Consider the following 19,809-nt stretch of genomic DNA (forward strand, 5'->3'; position numbering starts at 1 on the left):
TTCCAAAACAGTGATCCACATTCATGATATTCACGTATCAACCTTCAAAAGATAAAAGATGACTAGGAGGGGCCACTTCATGCATTCCCAAGCTTTTGCACCACTGATTGATGCTCATATCCATTTTGACAAATATACCGTAGAGGAACAGCAGCATATGCTGCAATCTTTCCCGGATCATCAGGTTGAGGCAGTCATCGCCGTTTCCATGAATATCACCTCGGCACAGGATAATCTGGAGCTGGCGAGACAGAATCCCCGATTCATCTATCCGGCTTTTGGCTTTCACCCGGAACAGCCCTTGCCTTCAGCGCAGGATCAGAACCTGTTCTTCGACTGGATTGAAAAAAATATCGAACAAGCTGTAGCCATCGGGGAAGTTGGATTGCCCTATTACAATCGCCAGGAAGCAGAACAGGCGGGACTTGCTTTTGATCAGAGTGGATATATTGAACTGCTCGAACGATTTATTCAACTCGCCAAGCGGCATAACAAACCCATCGTGCTTCATGCCGTTTACGAGGATGCCGACATCGTATGCGACTTGCTGGAACAATATCAGGTCAGACGCGCCCATTTCCACTGGTTCAAGGGTTCCCGTCAAACCGTACGACGAATGGCGGATAACGGGTACTTCATCTCCTTCACGCCAGATATTCAGTATGAAGAGGAGATTCGTGAACTGGCAAGACAATATCCCGCTGAACAGGTCATGGCAGAGACGGATGGACCTTGGCCATTCGAAGGGCCCTTTCAGGGACAGATGACACATCCCGCCATGACGAGGCAGGTGATTCAGGCCTGGAGCGAGATTACGGGCATGGGAACCGAGCGGGCAGCTCGTCTCTTTTACCAGAACACGAAGCGGTTCTACCGCTTACCCTAATGCATAGCACAGATGGACGACAAAAGGGTCAGCCGGACTTCCCGGCTGACCCTTTTCGTTGACCTCAATTAACGTTTCATAAAGCCTCTGCCTTCGAGATACGATTTCATCTGCAGACGTGCCGGCTCGGTAAGCCGTTTGGCCATCAACTCAGACCACGGCGTTGTACGCTCACCATTGGTGCGTGCTTTCATATAGGCTGTCGTGGTTTCGTCATAGCTTTCCACGCCTCGCAGCGTCTCTTCGGCATCATAGCGATTGCGGTGAAGAACAGCGTTCAGCGGCAGACGCGGACGAATTCCGGTTTCCTGGTCGGCTATACCGACACACATGCCGAAGACAGGGTATACCCCTTCCGGTAATCCCAGCAATTCAGTCACTTCTTCAATTTTGTTACGCAGACCACCGATATATACAATCCCGAAACCGAGCGACTCTGCGGCCAGAGCGGCATTCTGGGAGGCAAGAGCCACATCGATCGTTGCTACCATAAAATTCTCTGTGGAATCGGCATACGACTCCTTCTCCGGATGGTGACGCTTCGCTGCATCACTCAGTCGATATAGGTCCGCACACCACACGAGGAACACAGGGCATTCCTCCACGTAAGCTTGGTTGCCTGCCAGTGCAGCGAGCTTCGATTTTAGTTCCCGTTCCGTCACGGCAACGACGCTATATGCCTGTACAGTGCTGGAAGAGGACGCCATCTGACCGGCAGCCACGATTGCCGCAAGCTGCTCCTCGCTTACTGGATCCGGCTTGAATTTCCGCACCGAGCGGTGTTTCATCATCAATTCAATGGTTTCATTCATGTCTGTTCACTCCCAATCCTCGTAATACAAATTCAATCGTCTGTTCAGCCAGCTTATCTGTATCCATGTCCTCATAGTTAAACGTAAACCTTGAGTTTTTGGCGCGTTTGTGTGCCAGAGCCACACCCATGACCTGAAGCATTGCATAAGATACGGAATCGATCTGGAATACACCCTGGTCTTTACCTTCCTGCAACAGATCATTCACTTTGGTCCAGACAGGGTCCAGGAAACGAAATACGGTAGCCGTGCGATGAGTGTTCAGTGTAATTTCGAGCTGTACAATGTCGCTCATCTCCCAATCCGTCATCGTGAACTTCACGACTTCACCTACAATTTTGCTGATACCCTCCACAGGGGACATGGACTCCGCAGCCAATTCAATCAGCATATAACCAGGAAAGAAGTGCTCAAATATGGCTTCAAACACCTTTTCTTTTCCGCCAAAATGGTATGAGACCAGTGACACATTGGCACCCGCCTCATCACAGATTTGACGAACACTTGTCCCGTCATACCCCTGCTGTGCAAAAAGTTTTTTGGCTGCGAGCAAAATCCTCGTTTTGATATCCAATTCAGGTTCCGTCATTCCGTTCGCTCCTCTTGTCCGTTCTTATCATGCTCCAGCTTCCCGTGCTGAAGCCAGGCTGTTTCATCTATTTATTATGAAAGTTTAACTTTCAAAGCGCAAGGCATGTTCCATATCCATGTCAGAGCTCTAACTGGGCCTCTGATACACAGCAGGCACCCCGGTTGAGATCCACCGGGGTGCCTGCTCCAATACTATAGAGTCATTTACATCTGTAATATTAGCTGTTCACTTGAGCCGGGCTTGGTGCACCTGCTGGCATACGCTGTTTTTTGAGCAAGGTCACTACCAGGGAGAGGGCAACTGCGATGACCAGAACAATCGCAACAGATCCGGCTGCCGACTGAACGCCAGGTCCACCGAGTTGAACGCTCAGAATACCTTGAACTGCGTACGTTGCAGGCAAGTACTGTCCGATGCCGCTGTAGAAACCATTAAGCAGCTCACGTGGTACCATTGCACCGGAAGATACCAGTTGCAGGGACAGTGAGATAATGTTGAACAGGCTTCCTGCAGGTCCGAAGCAGATCAGGAAGAACTGCGAGAAGAACATAAACGTGCAGAGGAACAGAGCCTGGAACAACCAGAACGCGATAAATCCTTGGGCGATCTGTCCCCCCAGCGCAACAATCAGCGATGAGCCAAGTAGCGATACGACAAGAGCAGATCCGATGTTAATGACAACTCTCGCACCGAACAGCGTCAAGCGGGAATAGGTTGCTGACAGCATGCCCATAGCTGTCTGCAGATTCATACCCATGATCATGGCGCCGACATAAGAAGCCAGTACCATCATCATCGGTACCATCTGATTATTCATGCCGTTCACCGGATTAATCGAAGTTGTTGTGCCTTCAACCCGGGTAGCCAGATTGGCAGCAGCATCGGCAGCCTGATCGGCAGGTGCTCCTGCAGCTGTCAGTACGGTCTGTACGCCTTGTGCAGTGGCTTGCTTATTGATTGTGTTCGTCACACTTTGGGAGACGCCCTGCATCATGCTTTTGATCGTAACCGGGTTAGCTTCGTTAATAGTGTACTTAATCTCAGCTGTAGAACCTGCGGTCTGAAGAAGCTCGTTAAAGCCTGCTGGAATATTCAGAACCATATGAACTTTGTGATGATTCAGCTGATCCAATGCCTCAGCGGAACTGAGATCAGATACGGTGTGGAAAGGCAGCGTCTTAGCCATACTATCCGCAATACCTTGCGACATTTCTCCATCCTCGTTCACAATCGCTACCGTTAATTCATTCGTGCGGTCGTTCACGCCGGAGTATGCAGTCATCCAGATCACGCTGAAGATCACTTGGAACATAAGTGCCGTTACGATCCCCACAATCACTGGCGGTTTTTTCAATAAAATGCGTAATGCCTGTAGCATAAAATAAGGTCCTCCAATATAGATTAGTTCACATTTGATTTAAACGATCGTTTGAATCAAACAATTGTTTAAATTTTAATTGCATATGTCATTATTGTCAACTGATTTCTGAAATGTTCAGAAACATCATTCTTATTTCATAAAGTTCATTTCCTTTTTCATAAAAAGGCAAGAAAAAGCACGGTTCACCGCAGCGAACCGCGCTTCATTTCAGGCCAGGCTGAAGGTAATCGTACGCCTATCGCCTGCATTCTACTTTGGATTGCGTTCCAACTTCAACCGTTGCAAACGCAGCGAATTCAATACAACCGATACGGAACTGAATGCCATTGCCGCTCCAGCCAGCCAAGGGGCCAGGAAACCTACTGCAGCGATTGGAATACCAATGACGTTATAGCCAAGCGCCCAGAACAAGTTCTGCTTGATATTGCCCATGGTGCGCCGGCTCATTTCAATGGCATCCGCTATACTGTTCAGATCACCACGCATCAGCGTGATATCTGCCGCTTCCATCGCTACGTCTGTTCCAGTCCCAATGGCCATGCCGATATCTGCTGTAGCCAGGGCTGGCGCGTCATTAATGCCGTCACCTACCATTGCCACCTTCAGCCCGCTATCCTGCAGCTTTTTCACTTCAGCTGCTTTACCTTCAGGCAAGACCTCTGCCAGGACATGATGGATACCTGCTTGCTCCGCCACGGCACGTGCCGTACGCTCATTATCTCCCGTAATCATGATGACATCGATATTCATCGCCTGAAGACGCTGAATGGCTTCGCGTGATGTATCCTTGATGGTATCAGCTACGGCTATAATACCTGCCCAGCGGCTATCTACTGCTATCAGCATCGCTGTGCGGCCGGCCTCCTCCAGTTCATTCATCTGGCGAATGGTCGCCTCCGGTACCTCCACATGAGCATCTGCGAGCAGCCGCCGTGTTCCCACCAGTATCTCCTGGCCCTGAATTCTGGCCCGAACGCCATATCCCGGAATATTCTCAAACTGCTCCGATTGGGAAAATACAATCCCTTTATCTCGGATTCCTGCAACGATAGCTTCTGCCAGAGGATGCTCCGAGCTATGTTCTGCTGCTCCAACCCGCTGCAACAGCTCCGCTTCCGACCAATTGGGTGCCGTTATCACATCTGTCAGCACGGGTTTACCTTGGGTGACTGTTCCTGTTTTATCCAATACCACTGTCTGAATCTGCTGTGCTGATTCCAGATGTTCTCCGCCTTTGAACAGGATGCCATATTCGGCCGCCCGTCCTGATCCCGCCATGACAGAGGTTGGAGTTGCCAGCCCCAAGGCACATGGACAGGCGATGACCAGTACAGCAATCGCTTTTTCCAGTGATCCTGCGAAGTCACCGGGGCTGGCAAACAGATACCAGATCAAGAATGTCAGTGCAGCAATACCGACTACAATCGGGACAAAGATGCCTGAGATGACATCCGCAATCCGCTGAATGGGTGCTTTGGAACCCTGTGCCTGTTCAACCACTTTAATGATCTGAGATAATGCGGTATCCGAGCCGACTCGTGTTGCACGCAGCCTCAGTGCACCGTTTTTATTCAGTGTAGCCCCCGTAACTTCATCCCCCGGCTTTTTATCAACAGGCAAACTTTCACCGCTTAGCATGGATTCATCGACCGAGGATTGCCCTTCTTCCACAACACCATCCACTGGGATGCTGTCCCCCGGTCTAACCAACACAATGTCACCTACTGCTACATACGCTGCGGGCACAACCACTTCCTGGCCGTCCCGGATGACCCGGGCTTCACGAGGGGCCAGTTCGATCAGGCTTTTGATGGCCTGGGACGAGCGGCCTTTCGCTACGGCTTCAAACCATTTTCCAAGCAAAATCAACGTAATCAGAATGGCACTAGTCTCGTAATACAGTTCAACCGAAGGCATAGTGGCGCCCGCAATCGTCCCCATCCCACCGTGATCCATCGTTGTCGTTGAAGGTATCATTCCACTCGCGAGGGTCAGATACAAACTATAGAAGAATGCCGCGCTCGTACCCAGAGCGACCAGAACGTCCATATTGGCACTGCCGTTACGCAGCGCTTTGTATGCCCCGACATAAAATTGCCACCCAATAACGAACTGCACCGGTGCTGCCAATACCAGCTGGAACCATGGATTCATGAACAGATCAGGCACCCAAATCCATGATGTAAATGAGAAATGGCCTACCATGGCCCACAGCAGCGGTACGGATAATAAGGCGGAGATCATCCATTTCCATTTTTTGCGCTGCAGCTCACGTTCGCGAACGGAGGAGGTTTCTTCCTGCGTCTGCTGTAATTCGGCACCATATCCCAGCTGTTTGATTTTGGCTGTAATATCGGAAGGTTTCAGTGCTCCTGCTGCAAATTCAACGTGTCCAGTCTCCAGTGCCAGGTTTACATTCGCTAGCGATACACCTGGCAGACGGGAAAGCCCCTTCTCAATCCGGGCGGAGCACGCCGCACACGTCATACCCGTGATGTCCAAATCAATGGATTCCGTTACTGTACCATAGCCGAGCGCCTTCACCTTATCCCGCAATGCGTTGACACTTACAGCCTTTGGGTCATACGTAACGCTTGCTTGTTCTATGGCGAGATTAACGCTGGCCTGCTGCACACCTTCCATACGGGATAATCCCTTCTCGATCCTTGTGGAACAGGCGGCACAGGTCATGCCCGTAATCTGCAGCGTTGTCTGCGCTCCACCCGGCTGTGTTCCGGCTGCAGGCGTAAGTTCCGTTGATGATGATTTATCCATGATGGGTTCTCCTTTCGTATGAACTATTTACTCACATACCCCTATAGGGTATAAAACAGTCAAAAAATCAGGCTTAAACGATGATCTCTCGCATCTGATGTCTATCGGCCCTTTGGCACAGACCATAGACAATGAGAAATCCGTTTAAGCCAACATCGATTAGACTACATCGTATCCTTGATCTTCAATAGCAGCCTTGATTTGCTTTACGTTCACCTGCTGCTCATCATATTCCACGGCAACGGTTCCAGCTGCCAGGTCAACCTGTCCTTTGGCACCCACATTCTTCACCGCTTCTTCAACCGATTTGACACAGTGGTTGCACGACATTCCAGTAACATTCAGCGTAACGTTAGACATGATCCATTCCTCCTTGGGATATATAAATGATTGCTTTATTCCTTGAAAATCGAATTACTTCATCAACTTCCTTACCGTAACGAGCAGTTCATCCACTACTTCGTGTTCCCCTGCCTGAATGCGTTCGACAATACAGCTCTTCATGTGGCCTTCAAGCAATAGCTTGCCCACTGAATTCAGTGCAGACTGCGCAGCCGCAATCTGGGTAAGCACATCATCACAATACGTGTCCTTCTCGATCAATCCCTTGATCCCACGAATCTGGCCTTCTACCCGGTTCAAACGAGAGATCAGGTTGCTCTTCATCTCCTGCGAATGATGGCTCTTGCGCACACGCTTACCGTTACTGCCTTCGGCATGGCATGCCGCTGCTTGCTGAACGGGTTCATTATCATCGGACGGCGTTACGGATGGTTCCAAGGGTTCCTTGGGATGGCTCTGATGATCCATCATGAACACCTCTTTCCTTCGTTCTTTTCACAGTGTAACATACCCCATGGGGGTATTCAACCCTAAAAATAATGTCTTCTTTTTAACTGTTAAGATCACTTTAAATCCTATGTAATATACATTGTGCAAGTCATCATTACAGTATGTATTCCATCCTGCTGCTGCGGACAGCTAAACCCATTTGTTCATAAAAGGCCTGCGCACCCGTGTTAAATGTGGATACGGTTAATTCTACGCTATCCGCCTGAAGCTCCCTGCCCAGTTCAATTAGAGCATGCATCAATTTCTTACCTGTTCCCTGACCCCGCCCATCACTACCGACGACCAATTCATTAATATACAGCATCTTGCGATCCAACAGCAGCTCAACCCCCTGAATCAAACTGAGCTGTGCACTACCATATCCCAGAATATCCCCCGTGCTTACCGATTCAGCAACATACAGATAACGCTTATCCGTCTCCAGCAACGCTACAAACTCCTGTTTCTCCATTCTGGGTTGCAGTGCTCGATACACATCAGGCCGAGCCTGGACATGCATTTGATGCAGCTCATCCATTAAGAGGGAAACACCTGGATAGTCACTAGCCGCTGCCTTTCTAATCTGGATTGAATCCACTTAAATCACACCTTCCTGCTTGAATTTACATTATTATACAACATAATATAATAAAAGCAGATACCTCAGGCGGTATCTGCTTCGTCAGAAACGACTCATTCGTTTCGTCTTATTCTTTGGAGGATTTATCCTCATTAAATGCAACCGGTGATGGCTTAGCTGCCCAATCGTCCGCTTGTGGTTCAATGTCCACACCGTTCATGATTTTCTTTTTCTCCATCAAGGAATCCCCGTCTTCGTCCAGCTTGTTGCGAATTTCCGCCTCGTCTTGAGGTTGATTATTCTGTGTCATCTTAGAGTCCTCCTTTATATATTTCATCATCATAATGATGTTCCTTTATATAACTTACCCAATTATTTCATTCCCATTCGCGATGTGGCTATTCGAAATCCACCTGCTTATCCAAAATAACTTCTTCCATCTTATGTTCCAGTTCCGGAATTGAAGGAACCAGTGAAAATTGAACCTGTTCGAGAGAGGCAGGCAGCGCGGGAAGGACACGAAAACTTATAAATGTTTCACCGCCCCCTCCACGACTGCTATGTCTCGTCGACATATGGTTCTGTTCACCAATCACTTCCAGAGCCAAATGGGGCACCACATGTACACGGTCAGTCTCATTTCCTTTATAATGTATCTCCACATGAACGATACTCTCCGTCTCATATTGCATCGAATGAGTGATGAGATATTCGCAGGAATCCTGAAGCGTTCTCTTCATAATCGGAACAACACCCATCAACTGAAGCTCCTCAGGCGGAAAAAAATGCCTCTGGGGCATAGGTTGTACACTACGCAGGACATAACGGATATCTTCCTCCTTCATATCCAGAGATGCTGCCCATTCATCGATGATCTCCTGAGGTGGATGGTACTGAACCGCTCCTGTTATTTGCTTCCTCTGAGCGACCAGCCGAAGCAGCTGTTCGTCAATCTGCCGTACTTGTTCATTGTATTCAAAAGGGATGACACGAAATTCACTCCAACCTGAACTCATATGCTAATCTCCTCCCAATATTGAAGTTCACCACTGACTTAGGTACCCATTGAATATCAAGTATCTAATAAAACAATTCGCTACTCTACGTTCGCTCCCTCTTCATAGGTTGTAATTAACGCTGTTGCAAAACAAAAAATGACGAGCCTCTCGTCCGGCTATGATAGCCGGGTGCGAAGAGGTTCGCCACAAGGTTTTATATTTTAGCCACTTTGCTGCCCTTCATCTTCATATTTACGAGCAGAATGCTGGCGATAATCATAACCAAACCTGCAATCAAATTAACCGTCACGGACTCCCCAAGGAACAATACACTGCAGAACAGTGCAATCAGCGGAATCAGAAATGTAAATGATCCCACTTTACTCGCTTCTCCCGAGCTGACCAGACTGAAGAATGCGAGCCAGCCCAGCGCAATGACAAAGACCGAAATGAACAGCATATCCAGTATAAATGGAAGTACCCATTGCACTTCAGCCCAGTTCTCTGTGGCTGTACCCGTCAATGTCAGGACAACTCCGCCAATCAGAATCGGAATGGCCGTCATCCAGATTCCATCCACCTTCGTCGATGTTTTCTTCATATATACAGTTCCGATTGCCCAACTGATGGCACTACACAGTCCGAGCATAACCCCTTCAGGTGATACTTTGCCTGTCATGCCGCCAATACTGATCGTAGCCACCCCTGCAAAACCGAGGACCAAGCCGGCGATTTTCAGTCCATACATCGACTCGCCCAGCCACAGCCAAGCCCCAATACCGAGCAGCACAGGCTGCAGGAATACGATGGAGGAAAATAACCCTGCGGGTACTTCAGTCAGACCTACAGTCTGAAAGCCATAGAAGAAAATGATATTCAGCACCGCCGAGATCGCATAGATATGCCAGGTTTCCCGAAGTCGCAGCGTTTTGTACCTTGGAAAAGCATAGATACCGAGCACCAGTCCGCCAATCAACAGACGCATGCCTGCAAATAAAAGCGGCGGTGCATAATTTAATGCATATTTGGTCAGGGGCCAGTTCACTCCCCACATGAGTACTAGAAAAGCCAGGACCCAGCCTGCTTTTGCACGTGATAAAGCCATAAATTAACCTCTCCTATCTGGCACAGCTTCAGGGCCAATCCACAACCAGGCACCAGATTCATGCCCATTGTCTCAGCCCGTCTATATTCAGAGTCAAACGGGCCATTATCCTCCCGTTGATCCTTCTGTTCCTCCATGATACAATAACGAGCGTAATAATTGAAATGCATGTTAATCATAAGGAGCATAGCATATTTGTTATGAACAATTCACAATTACAACTATTCGTAAAAATTGCCGAGACCGGAAGCTTCACCCGCGCCGGGCTGGAACTGAATATGACACAGCCCGCGGTTAGCCGGGCTATCTCATCGCTGGAAAATGAACTGGACGTCACCCTGATTATACGGGACCGGCGAAACGGCATTGTGCTTACCGATGTAGGACAGCGAATACTCGTCATTTTTCGCCGGATTTTACAGCAATACGACAAAGTGCAGCAGGTCGTTGCAGCCGAGAAGGGACTGGAAATCGGTACGATTCGCATCGGTTCTTTTCCCATGTCATCGGCTCATCTGCTGCCTAAGATTATCCGATCCATCCGCGATCGCTACCCTAACATCGAATTTGAACTGCATGAGGGAAACATTCACGAAATTCAGGAATGGCTTAACTCACGTGCGATTGATGTTGCTCTCATTATTGTTACGGAACAGGAGCCGGTAGAGAAGGCTTACGAAACAATACCGCTCTATAACGAAGAAATGCTGGCTGTGTTCCGGGACGATGAGCCGTTTGCCAATCAGGAAATCCTGCCTGTGAAGATGTTGAATCAGCATCCCATGATTGTATGCCAGGGCGGATATGAAGTACCCATTGTGGATCTGTTCAAACGTGCGGAAACGGAGCTCCATTTCGGGTTTGTCGTCCATAACGTCAACACATGCCTGAACATGATTGAACAAGGGCTTGGAACGGCCATGCTGCCTGCCATCTCTCTGTCCTGGCTGCCCCCTGGTGTGAAGGCACTCCCTACCGAACCGAAGGCTTATCGCCACATCGAGCTCGCCGTCCCTTCTCTGGTGGAAGCCTCTCCGGCATCTCGTCTGTTCATCGAGACGGCCCAGCAATTGTTTGGACAACGCGGCTAAAACAAAAAAAAGAACGTCCACGAAGTCACTTCACATGACCAAGCGGACGTCCTTTTTAATTATTTTGAGTAACGCTATATCCTCAGCATTCCCTTGAACGTTGCTTACGCCTGATCCTGCCGAGCGATCGTAGCGAGTGCACGCAGAGAAGCGTTAATCTCGCGCTCAACCGCATGTGCTACCGCATCTGTATGCGGATCATATTCGGCAGCCAGATCGCTGTCCGCGAAGCCGTCGATGGCAACAATCGCACCGGCACGCGCACCTCGCAGCGTGCTGACGATGTACAGTGCCGCAATTTCCATCTCTGCCGCTAATGCGCCGGCCTGTTTATACTTGCGGTGAGGAATCTCCTCCACCCCAGTGAAGAAGGCATCCAGTGTAACGGTAATGCCTACACCGACTTTGCCTGCATTCATTGCCGGGTCCGCATGGTTCCCTTCCTCCTGTGCAGCTTCAATGAGTGCTTGGGTGACTCCAATGTCCGCTACTGCGGGGAAACCATCTGGCACCAGCTGACGGGTTAACCCGTCTGAACGGACCGCTGCCGTGCTGACAATAACACTGCCTGCTGGGTAATCTGCCGTATAGGAGCCGGCTGTTCCGACTCGAATCAGGGTTGTCACACCTGCCCGAATTAGTTCCTCGAAGCAGACGGCCGCTCCCGGAGAACCTACGCCATGGCTGACAACGGCCATCTGCACCCCTTCATATAGTCCAACGAATGTACGATATTCACGGCTGAACGCCAGTTCTCTGGCCTGCTCGAGCTTCCGGGAAATCTTCTCCGCACGAGCGGGATCACCACAGACAATAGCATAAGCAGGCATATCTTCCGAATGAATCTGCAATATAGGCATTAACATCGTTAATCAAACTCCTTCTTCGTCCATTCATCTTCGGGGATCGGCAGATCTTCGCCCGAGAAGCGCTGTTCCTTGAACGGATCGGCAAAGTGATGAAACCCGTTGCTCTCCCAGAATCCGTTGCGATCTTCGGTCATAAACTCCAAACCGCGTATCCACTTCGCACTTTTCCAGAAGTACAGCTGAGGAACCACCAGGCGCAGCGGATAGCCATGCTTCGGTGTAAGTGGCTCGCCGTTATATTTGAAAGCAAGCAAGACGTCGTCATGCATCAATTCCTCGAGCGGCACATTAGTCTCATAGTCGTGATCAGCATGGATCATGACATATTTGGCTTCCGGTTTAACGCCCAAAAGCTTGATGAAATCCGAGAAGCGAATGCCTTCCCATGGGGTATCGAACTTGGACCAGCGGGTCACACAGTGAATATCGCTCACCGTATTGACCTGAGGCATGGCCTGAAGCTCGGCAAACGAGAATACCTTCTCTTCCTCTACCTCCCCGAACACTTTCAGATCCCACGTGGACAGGTCGTATTCAGGTACTTCTCCTTCATGCAAAATCGGGAATTTCTCGGTTAGCATCTGTCCCGGCGGCAGCCGATCTCCATGCTCAGCACCCGCTTTGGGTGCAGGAGTTTTGGTTTTCTTCAGACGTTCAGCCTTGTTATGCAATGATAACCCTCCTTCTTTTTACATTAGCGCGAGCTTCCGCCCACTTTCAGTGCATCTTGTGCGTACGTACGGTCTTTGAAAAAGAACATGGCCACCAGCGTAACAATATACGGAAGCATCAGAGTGAAGTGAGTTGGCAGGGAGAAGCCCTGCAGACGAATGCTGAGTGCTTCCATGAAACCGAACAGCACACTGGAACCCATGACGCCCAGCGGATTCGCTTGGCCCAGCATGGTTGCTACCAATGCGATGAAGCCGCGACCTGCGGTCATGCCTTCCGTAAACATCGTCACCTGACCGAGTGACAACTGAGCCCCGGCCAGGGCACACAGGATACCGCACATCAGAACCGCACCATACTGAATGCCGCGCACCTTAATCCCGATGCTTTGCGCTGCAATGGGATTCTCGCCGACGGAACGCAGACGGAAACCTGATACACTTTTGAACAAGTAAAATTGTAATGCAATAACGAGAATGATTCCGAGGTATACGAGTGGGCTGTGCCCGGAGAATACACTGCCTACCCACGGAATGTCCTTAATCAGTGGAATATCCCATTTGGGAAGTCCCACCATATCCTTGTCGTAGTATGCACCTTTTACATCAAAAATCGCCCGTAGTGCAAAGGTCGTCAGACCTGTTGCCAGGAAATTCAGGGATATCCCGACCACGATGGCATTCGCCTTGAGATTAATACTAATAAAGGCAAATAGTGCCGAGAACAACATCACAATAATAATCGAAAAGATAACGGCCAGAAGTACGTTGCCAAACAAATAGTTGCCGACAATCGCGGAGAAAGCGCCGATCAGCACGAGTCCTTCGAGACCCACGTTGAAGAGGCCGACACGGGAGCATAATGCCCCGCCGAGCGCTGCAAGCAGGATCGGAGTCATAATCCGCAAAGTTGAGCCGAACATGGCTGCATCAAACAGTTGTTGCATTGGATTTTTTCTCCTTTCTCCGCTTCAGGAATGAATACCCGATCTGGGCTGATACAAATAACGTAAGCACGGCCTGGATTACACTGCCGACTTCAAGCGGCACATCCGTATTTCGTTCCATCCCCATTGCACCTGTCTGCAGGGCAGCAAGCAATATGGCCGCTACAGCTGTACCAAGTGGGTGAGAGCGAGCCAGTAGTGTCGCCATGATACCGCTCCATGCGTAGCTTGCCGATGACAGCGATCCATCCAGGAAACGGTACTGCGTTCCCAACACTTCGCCAGCCCCTGCAAGACCTGCCAGTCCACCGCTGATCACCATGGACAGCATCATCATTCGAATTCGGCGTACCCCGCCATACGTCGCGAACGACGGATTACTTCCGAGCATGCGAATCTCATAGCCGGTTACTGTTTTGTGCGTAAACCAGTAGATCAGGATTGCAGCTACGATCGCGATGATGAAACCGGCGTGCAGTCCCATGCCCTGGAACAGCTTCGGCAGCCAGACTCCCTGGTCAATCATCGGCGTCTGCGCCATCGCTGCTGATCCGGTACGATCCTTGAACGGATAAGAAACCATGTACCCGCCAAAATAGATGGCAATATAGTTAAGAAGCAGCGTTGTAATCAACAGGTTCATGCCAAACCGGGCGTCCAGCCAGCCGGCAAATACGGACCAGATTCCTCCGGCCAGGATTCCCGCCACAATGGCGGCAATACAGACAAGCCATCCCGGGCCTGGCAGATAGAGCGCTGTGAGCGCAGCACTGAGCCCTCCGAGAATCATCTGTCCTTCCGCTCCCATGTTGAAGAATCCCGCACGGAATGCGAGTGCTACACCCAGTCCAGCAAGGATAATGGGTGTCGAACGAGCCAGTGTATTCGTGAAGAAGTAGAAGTTCCCGAAGGCTCCCTTCCACATCTCTGCATACGTCTCGAAGACATTCCCGCCAACAATCAGAATTGCCACAGCTCCTGCAAGCAAACCGATTACTATGGCAAGCAGCGGCTGTACGAGTCCGCGAAGTGTTTCTTTTACCCGATTCATACCCGCTCTTTCCCTCCTGCCATCAATAAGCTAATCTGTTCTTCCGTGGCTTCATCTGCCTTCAGTTCCCCGGCAATCTCGCCTTCATACATCACAATGATTCGATCGGACAATTGCAAAATCTCGGACAGTTCCGAAGAAACGAGCAGCACACCAGCGCCTTCATTACGCTTGCGAAGCAGCTCGGCATGAATCGTCTCCATGGCTCCGATATCCACACCACGTGTAGGTTCCGCTGCAATCAGGAACGGAGCATCCTGCGCAAATTCACGTGCAGCAATCAGCTTCTGCAGATTACCTCCTGACAGGAACTGTGCCTTCGTCTCTGCCGAACCGGTCTTGATGCTGAACTGTTTGATCCAGCCCTCCACCATGGCCCGTGCAGCTTTGGCCTTAATTACGCCTCGTGTCTGAAGCCGGTGATGATGTCCCATGAGTCCATTCTCACGCACACTTGCATCCTTGGCTGCTCCCCACATATACCGATCCTCGGGAATGTGAGCAAGTCCATGCTCCCGAATGCGGCGAACAGGCCAATTCGTTGTATCCTGCCCCGAGAGCAGGACACGGCCACTGTCTGCACTACGCAGACCGGCAATAACCTGGATCAGTTCGGACTGACCGTTACCAGAGATGCCCGCGATGCCAACGACCTCTCCTTTTCGAACTTCCATGTGGATATCCTTCAGCGCCGAGCGATCCTTCGCTCCGGACAAGCTTACGCCCTCTACTTGGAGTACGGCTTCTGTAGGCACGGATGGCTGCTTGTCGAGACGTACCAATTCACGCCCAACCATTAACCGGGATAATTCCTCCACATTGGTGTCTTTCGCGTCCAATGTGCCTGTGACCTGACCATCACGAAGAACCGTAATCCGGTCAGCCACGTCCATGACTTCCTGCAGTTTGTGCGTAATCAATACGAAGGTCTTGCCCAGCGCCGCAAGAGCTTTCATATTCGCCAGCAATTCCTTGACTTCCAGTGGTGTCAGTACTGCTGAAGGCTCGTCCAGGATGATAATATCTGCCCCCTGATGCAGCACCTTGAGAATCTCTACACGCTGCTGCATACCGAGAGGACATTCGGATACTTTCTTCCATGGGTCAACGGGCATGCTGTATTTTTTGCCCAGGTCGTTCACTTGAGCGGCTGCCTGTTTGCGGTCAAATACGCCCGCTGCAGCCGGCTCGCGGCCAATGACAATGTTCTCAGCTACCGTAAAAGAAGGAAACAGCATAAAATGCTGATGCACCATGCCAATACCGCTTGCCATGGCTTGAGACGGAGTGGCGAAGCTTACCTCGCGCCCCCGGACTTTGATCGTACCTGACGTTGGCTGCTCCATTCCGTACAGCATACGCATCAGGGTTGTTTTGCCCGCTCCATTCTCACCAACGAGGGCATGGATCTCTCCCTCACGCAAATTAAAACGGATATCCCGATTGGCGGTGAAGCCGCCGTATTTCTTCGTAATCTGATCCATCTCCAACAGCATATCTCGCGTTCGCTCCTTTCGGTCTCGGGCATTTAATAGCAGCAAAACCGGCTGCCTGATCGGGCAGCCGGCTGATCAATACCATTCCATCAAACAATTAAAACTATTGTTGCAATGGATCTTTCACAACGATTTTGCCGGATACGATATCTTCATTAATTGCTTTTACCTTGTCGATAACTTCTTGTCCAACAAAATCACTCAGTGCGGATTCGCTATCACGTGTAACGAAAGTCAGACCAACACCGTCCTCTTTCAGACCATAGTTTACAGCACCTGCTTTGAAGTTTCCTTCTACGAAATCTTTCACTGTCTCATAAGCAACTGTATCTGTAGATTTCAATTGGGACAATACGATGTGCTCCGGATCTTCAACCGTGCGATCGGTATCCTGACCTGAAGTATAGAAGCCTTTTTCCTTCGCTGCTTCGAATACGCCAAGGTCACCTACTGCAGAAGCACCAGCAATGAAGTCAGCGCCTTTACCGAATTGTACCAATGCCAGTTCTTTTGCCTTGGCAGGGTCATTGAATCCACCAACGTAGTTCACCAGGAATTCTGCATCCGGGTTAACGGATTCGAGACCCGCTTTGAAACCTTCGGTATATTTCTTGATCAATGGAACGTCCATGGCTGCGATCATGCCGACTTTATCCGTTTTGGTGGATAGTCCGGCAGCCGCACCAAGCAGATACGCTCCTTCGTATTCACGGAAACCAACGCTACGTACGTTTGGCAGATCAACCGTTGTATCCACAATGGCAAACGACTTGTCCGGATTCTCGGCAGCCACCTTTTTCAGTGCATCCTCTGCCTGGAATGTCGCCGTAATAATCAGATCATAGTTCTCCGCAACCGCAGCACGCAGATTTTGCTCGAAAGCTGCCGGGTCTGTGGATTCAATCGTTTTGGTATCCACTTTAAACTCTTCGCCTGCTTTTTTGAAACCTTCATCCATTTGTACAAAGAACGGGTTTACCCCGATTTTTTCAGGAAGTACGAGTGCCATGCGCAGTGATTTCTCACTGTCGCCACCTTGGGCCGATTGTTCGTCTTTGGAAGCCGAAGTTCCACAAGCCGCGAGCAAAACTGCCAACATGATGATCGATAAGACGAACGATAAGCCTCTTTTCATTTTGAAGATTCCCCTTTTCCACATTCTTTTTTTAATAATCCTAGCGGATACTGTCGATCCTTGTCAATAAATCTTTGTGCATAAACATTCAAATTAAATATAATTATTCATCACCTACTTAGATACTTTGGAAAGCGCTCCAGGATGGCTTTTTTCCGTTGACATGTGTGGCTTCTCCGTGCTAAAGTCAATCCAATTATTAAATTCACATCGGTTTTGTCAGAATTATAGCGCAAACTGCTTCATTTTCCAACCATATCTTAAGGAGGCTATTCATATGAAAAAAATCACCAAGCTCACACTGGCGGCCCTGCTCGCCGCGCCAGTCACGATCGGCAGCCTCAGCTTGCCTGCTACGGTTTCCGCTGCATCTGCTTCGCCTGTCGCACCATCCGCATCGCAAACTGCAAAAGAAACTCCATCCGTGTATACGGAGAGTGCAGCCGATTATGCTCAGTTCCTGCAGGCCAAGTATGGCATCCAGTTGCCACAGCAGCTGACCAAGGGTGACTTCATCCAGGCCATAGCATCTATTATTGGAGTGAATCAAGCAGCAGACTCTACGGAAGAAGCCAGCGACAGTCAGACCCAGGCTCCTGCTTTTACCGATCTGAGCTCGGGAGATTCATCTTATGATGCAGCCATCACCCTACATAATAATGGTATCCTGTCTGGTACAGAAATTCGTGCCGACGACACCCTTAGCACTTATGCTGCGGTATTCATTGCCGTCAAGGCAGCTGGATTCAAGGAACTTGCGTATACATATCCAGAAGAGAAAACAAAGCAAGCGCTCACCCAGCTTGGCATCAGCCCGAATCGCGTTCAGGGTCAGGCGGCTCAGGAGCTCGCCGCTGCCATCGATACCGGTCTGGTTCCAGAAAGCCTCTATCCTGCTCTGCGTAAGGGCGGAGCGGCGAGTACTGATTTTGCCAACATCTTGCTTGGCCGGGTATTGACCAGTCAGGGAAAATACAAGCACGAGATCGGACGCTCTGGCGATGCCGACATCTATTCCAAACTGTATGCCGCGTATCGCACTGCGGATCTGATTGAAGCACCCGAATTAAGAGAGATTGTGGATCAGGCACTTCGAGACAACCTCGTTACAGGATACAATCTGAAGGATAGCCGCTTCGACTCCAATTTTATCGATGAACTGACGTTGACTTATGGACATGACGATATCAAACACGCCGTGCAGCTGATTGGCCTGCTTCGCAGCGAGGGCATTGATGCCGATGTGCAATTCCAGCCGAAAACCTCTGCCTTCATCTATTTGAAGGAATGGGGCGAGCCCAAGGAAACGCCGGATTACAAGGTGACCCAGATTGAAAATGGTAATTATATCGCATATGCCAAGGAATATGACATTCAATTCGAATTCAACAGCACGGCAGACAAGGCCCGTTTCAATGACATTATTCTGAAATACGCCAAAAAGAACAGCGATGATACCTCTGCCCTCATTTATGCTTCCTGGTGGCAACCACTGTATTATTCACCGACAGCTGTTCAGGACTACCCGGTCATTAGCAACAACAAAATTGCACTTGGCAATTACTACGCTCAATCCTTCTCATTAAAGGAGAATGCCAAAGGGATTCAGGAAGGCTTCCGGAAGCTTGCTCCAGATGCGGACATTACCAGCTACAACTTCTGGGTAGATCAGCCTTTCTTCAATTATCTGAACGGGGAATCGGAATAACCAAATAAGCGTTATCGTTTAGAATTAATCTCGTAATTTGTCACATAAACAGCCGTTTTTCACGAACCGTGCGATGGATTGAATCCATGGGTCCGTAAAGACGGCTTTTCATTTATTTTTTTGCAAAATTCTTCTTCAAATTCATTTTCCCTTTGCAGGATTTACCAGTAAAAGGTCGAATAACATATGTACACAAAAAGAAACCGCAATCACACATATCTGAATGACAGGAGTTAATCATGGTATATGACGGCATTCTGCTCGGTTTGATCGTTGGACTGTTCCGGGGAGGGTACCGGTATGGTCTCCACCAATTTGCAACACTTCAACTTCGCGGCGGGTGGATATTCCCACTGTTGCTGCTTGCCCAATTCCTTATCTTTTTCTTACAGGAAAGACTGGATTGGGTCGCATCTATCAATGGGTACCTCTTTGCGGCGGTGTACGTCACAGGACTTGCATTTCTGTGGCTGAACCGTCATCACCGGGGATTTACGCTGATCTGGATTGGCGTGTTCCTCAATTTCATCGTTATGGCGGTGAATGGTGGTCGCATGCCCGTCTCGGTGGAGGCTTCCGCTGTACTCGGACCTTACTATGTGGATATGCTTCGTGAAGGTGGCGCGGTATCGAAACATTATATGATGGATGCATCTACCCACCTTTCCTTCCTGGGTGATATCATCCCGCTCTCCAGTCCTTATCCACGGACCCAGGTGATCAGCATCGGTGATGTGGTCATGAACATTGGTATATTCCTGTTTATCCAGTACATGATGGTGAATCGTTCTGGCAAGGCTGCAACGCCAGCGACATCCATCCGGCCTGAAGAGATTAGGACAGACTCCAAGGAAGGGAGGTCTTTTCCATGAAAAAATTCG

20 protein-coding genes are annotated in these 19,809 nt (G+C 49.6%); 4 read left to right on the top strand and 16 right to left on the bottom strand.

All coding sequences use genetic code 11. The features are described from left to right. Positions 1-79: 79 nt before the first annotated feature. Positions 80-886 carry a TatD family hydrolase gene (locus MH144_RS26395; RefSeq protein ID WP_239305248.1) on the top strand — a complete coding sequence of 269 codons (807 nt, stop codon included), beginning with the start codon at positions 80-82 and terminating at the stop codon, positions 884-886. Between the two features lie 68 nt (positions 887-954). Here MH144_RS26395 and nfsA read toward each other — a convergent pair whose 3' ends face one another. The 10 genes from nfsA to MH144_RS26445 form a co-directional block, all read right to left on the bottom strand. Continuing rightward, positions 955-1,698, bottom strand: coding sequence for an oxygen-insensitive NADPH nitroreductase (nfsA, locus tag MH144_RS26400; RefSeq protein WP_239305249.1), 744 nt, complete (start codon positions 1,696-1,698; stop codon positions 955-957). Further along, complete coding sequence (locus MH144_RS26405; RefSeq protein ID WP_239305250.1) at positions 1,691-2,287, bottom strand: TetR family transcriptional regulator; 597 nt, start codon at positions 2,285-2,287, stop codon at positions 1,691-1,693. Before MH144_RS26405 ends, nfsA begins: the two co-directional genes overlap by 8 nt. A gap of 220 nt (positions 2,288-2,507) precedes the next feature. After that, positions 2,508-3,668, bottom strand: coding sequence for a YhgE/Pip domain-containing protein (locus MH144_RS26410; RefSeq protein ID WP_239305251.1), 1,161 nt, complete (start codon positions 3,666-3,668; stop codon positions 2,508-2,510). 252 nt (positions 3,669-3,920) lie between these two features. Next, the gene (locus MH144_RS26415) at positions 3,921-6,446 is read right to left on the bottom strand and encodes a heavy metal translocating P-type ATPase (protein ID WP_275440314.1); all 2,526 of its coding nucleotides are present in this window, start codon (positions 6,444-6,446) and stop codon (positions 3,921-3,923) included. Between the two features lie 159 nt (positions 6,447-6,605). After that, positions 6,606-6,806, bottom strand: coding sequence for a copper ion binding protein (locus tag MH144_RS26420; protein WP_239305252.1), 201 nt, complete (start codon positions 6,804-6,806; stop codon positions 6,606-6,608). Positions 6,807-6,860: 54 nt separating this feature from the next. After that, positions 6,861-7,256, bottom strand: coding sequence for a metal-sensitive transcriptional regulator (locus tag MH144_RS26425; RefSeq protein ID WP_239305318.1), 396 nt, complete (start codon positions 7,254-7,256; stop codon positions 6,861-6,863). Positions 7,257-7,392: 136 nt separating this feature from the next. Next, on the bottom strand, positions 7,393-7,875 hold the full coding sequence (locus MH144_RS26430; protein ID WP_239305253.1) for a GNAT family N-acetyltransferase: 483 nt from the start codon (positions 7,873-7,875) through the stop codon (positions 7,393-7,395). 109 nt (positions 7,876-7,984) lie between these two features. Next, positions 7,985-8,167 (bottom strand): hypothetical protein, encoded by a 183-nt coding sequence (locus MH144_RS26435; protein WP_153976657.1) that lies wholly within the window; start codon positions 8,165-8,167, stop codon positions 7,985-7,987. Positions 8,168-8,255: 88 nt separating this feature from the next. Then, positions 8,256-8,873 carry a hypothetical protein gene (locus MH144_RS26440; RefSeq protein WP_239305254.1) on the bottom strand — a complete coding sequence of 206 codons (618 nt, stop codon included), beginning with the start codon at positions 8,871-8,873 and terminating at the stop codon, positions 8,256-8,258. A 196-nt stretch (positions 8,874-9,069) separates the two neighbouring features. Then, positions 9,070-9,960: a DMT family transporter gene (locus MH144_RS26445; RefSeq protein WP_239305255.1), complete on the bottom strand. Its 891-nt coding sequence runs from the start codon at positions 9,958-9,960 to the stop codon at positions 9,070-9,072. A gap of 200 nt (positions 9,961-10,160) precedes the next feature. Here MH144_RS26445 and MH144_RS26450 point away from each other — a divergent pair, with 200 nt between their 5' ends. Continuing rightward, the gene (locus tag MH144_RS26450) at positions 10,161-11,051 is read left to right on the top strand and encodes a LysR family transcriptional regulator (RefSeq protein ID WP_239305256.1); all 891 of its coding nucleotides are present in this window, start codon (positions 10,161-10,163) and stop codon (positions 11,049-11,051) included. Between the two features lie 104 nt (positions 11,052-11,155). On the opposite strand, the gene MH144_RS26455 is transcribed toward MH144_RS26450, so the two are convergent. The 6 genes from MH144_RS26455 to MH144_RS26480 form a co-directional block, all read right to left on the bottom strand. Beyond that, a complete protein-coding gene (locus MH144_RS26455) occupies positions 11,156-11,917 on the bottom strand; it encodes a nucleoside phosphorylase (protein WP_239305257.1) in 762 nt (253 codons plus the stop codon). A gap of 2 nt (positions 11,918-11,919) precedes the next feature. Then, positions 11,920-12,591 carry a sulfite oxidase-like oxidoreductase gene (locus MH144_RS26460; RefSeq protein WP_095291643.1) on the bottom strand — a complete coding sequence of 224 codons (672 nt, stop codon included), beginning with the start codon at positions 12,589-12,591 and terminating at the stop codon, positions 11,920-11,922. Between the two features lie 23 nt (positions 12,592-12,614). After that, complete coding sequence (locus MH144_RS26465) at positions 12,615-13,538, bottom strand: ABC transporter permease (protein ID WP_239305258.1); 924 nt, start codon at positions 13,536-13,538, stop codon at positions 12,615-12,617. Next, complete coding sequence (locus tag MH144_RS26470) at positions 13,522-14,589, bottom strand: ABC transporter permease (protein ID WP_239305259.1); 1,068 nt, start codon at positions 14,587-14,589, stop codon at positions 13,522-13,524. Before MH144_RS26470 ends, MH144_RS26465 begins: the two co-directional genes overlap by 17 nt. Then, positions 14,586-16,085, bottom strand: coding sequence for an ABC transporter ATP-binding protein (locus MH144_RS26475; protein WP_239305260.1), 1,500 nt, complete (start codon positions 16,083-16,085; stop codon positions 14,586-14,588). The genes MH144_RS26470 and MH144_RS26475 overlap by 4 nt, the downstream gene beginning before the upstream one ends. Before the next feature lie 103 nt (positions 16,086-16,188). After that, positions 16,189-17,220, bottom strand: a complete 1,032-nt coding sequence (locus MH144_RS26480; protein ID WP_239305261.1) for a BMP family lipoprotein — start codon at positions 17,218-17,220, stop codon at positions 16,189-16,191. Positions 17,221-17,497: 277 nt separating this feature from the next. Here MH144_RS26480 and MH144_RS26485 point away from each other — a divergent pair, with 277 nt between their 5' ends. Together MH144_RS26485 and MH144_RS26490 are read left to right on the top strand one after the other, a co-directional pair. Then, positions 17,498-18,928, top strand: a complete 1,431-nt coding sequence (locus MH144_RS26485; RefSeq protein WP_239305262.1) for a hypothetical protein — start codon at positions 17,498-17,500, stop codon at positions 18,926-18,928. A gap of 239 nt (positions 18,929-19,167) precedes the next feature. Further along, the gene (locus MH144_RS26490) at positions 19,168-19,800 is read left to right on the top strand and encodes a DUF5317 domain-containing protein (protein ID WP_181429686.1); all 633 of its coding nucleotides are present in this window, start codon (positions 19,168-19,170) and stop codon (positions 19,798-19,800) included. The last annotated feature ends 9 nt before the right edge of the window (positions 19,801-19,809 follow it).

This window comes from Paenibacillus sp. ACRRY, assembly GCF_022346995.1.
GTDB lineage: Bacteria > Bacillota > Bacilli > Paenibacillales > Paenibacillaceae > Paenibacillus.

Coding starts and splice junctions, on each gene's coding strand:
- MH144_RS26395 (WP_239305248.1), top strand. CDS start 80: ATGCATTCCCAAGCTTTTGCACCACTGATTGATGCTCATATCCATTTT.
- nfsA (WP_239305249.1), bottom strand. CDS start 1,698: ATGAATGAAACCATTGAATTGATGATGAAACACCGCTCGGTGCGGAAA.
- MH144_RS26405 (WP_239305250.1), bottom strand. CDS start 2,287: ATGACGGAACCTGAATTGGATATCAAAACGAGGATTTTGCTCGCAGCC.
- MH144_RS26410 (WP_239305251.1), bottom strand. CDS start 3,668: ATGCTACAGGCATTACGCATTTTATTGAAAAAACCGCCAGTGATTGTG.
- MH144_RS26415 (WP_275440314.1), bottom strand. CDS start 6,446: ATGGATAAATCATCATCAACGGAACTTACGCCTGCAGCCGGAACACAG.
- MH144_RS26420 (WP_239305252.1), bottom strand. CDS start 6,806: ATGTCTAACGTTACGCTGAATGTTACTGGAATGTCGTGCAACCACTGT.
- MH144_RS26425 (WP_239305318.1), bottom strand. CDS start 7,256: ATGGATCATCAGAGCCATCCCAAGGAACCCTTGGAACCATCCGTAACG.
- MH144_RS26435 (WP_153976657.1), bottom strand. CDS start 8,167: ATGACACAGAATAATCAACCTCAAGACGAGGCGGAAATTCGCAACAAG.
- MH144_RS26440 (WP_239305254.1), bottom strand. CDS start 8,873: ATGAGTTCAGGTTGGAGTGAATTTCGTGTCATCCCTTTTGAATACAAT.
- MH144_RS26445 (WP_239305255.1), bottom strand. CDS start 9,960: ATGGCTTTATCACGTGCAAAAGCAGGCTGGGTCCTGGCTTTTCTAGTA.
- MH144_RS26450 (WP_239305256.1), top strand. CDS start 10,161: ATGAACAATTCACAATTACAACTATTCGTAAAAATTGCCGAGACCGGA.
- MH144_RS26455 (WP_239305257.1), bottom strand. CDS start 11,917: ATGTTAATGCCTATATTGCAGATTCATTCGGAAGATATGCCTGCTTAT.
- MH144_RS26465 (WP_239305258.1), bottom strand. CDS start 13,538: ATGCAACAACTGTTTGATGCAGCCATGTTCGGCTCAACTTTGCGGATT.
- MH144_RS26470 (WP_239305259.1), bottom strand. CDS start 14,589: ATGAATCGGGTAAAAGAAACACTTCGCGGACTCGTACAGCCGCTGCTT.
- MH144_RS26475 (WP_239305260.1), bottom strand. CDS start 16,085: ATGCTGTTGGAGATGGATCAGATTACGAAGAAATACGGCGGCTTCACC.
- MH144_RS26480 (WP_239305261.1), bottom strand. CDS start 17,220: ATGAAAAGAGGCTTATCGTTCGTCTTATCGATCATCATGTTGGCAGTT.
- MH144_RS26485 (WP_239305262.1), top strand. CDS start 17,498: ATGAAAAAAATCACCAAGCTCACACTGGCGGCCCTGCTCGCCGCGCCA.
- MH144_RS26490 (WP_181429686.1), top strand. CDS start 19,168: ATGGTATATGACGGCATTCTGCTCGGTTTGATCGTTGGACTGTTCCGG.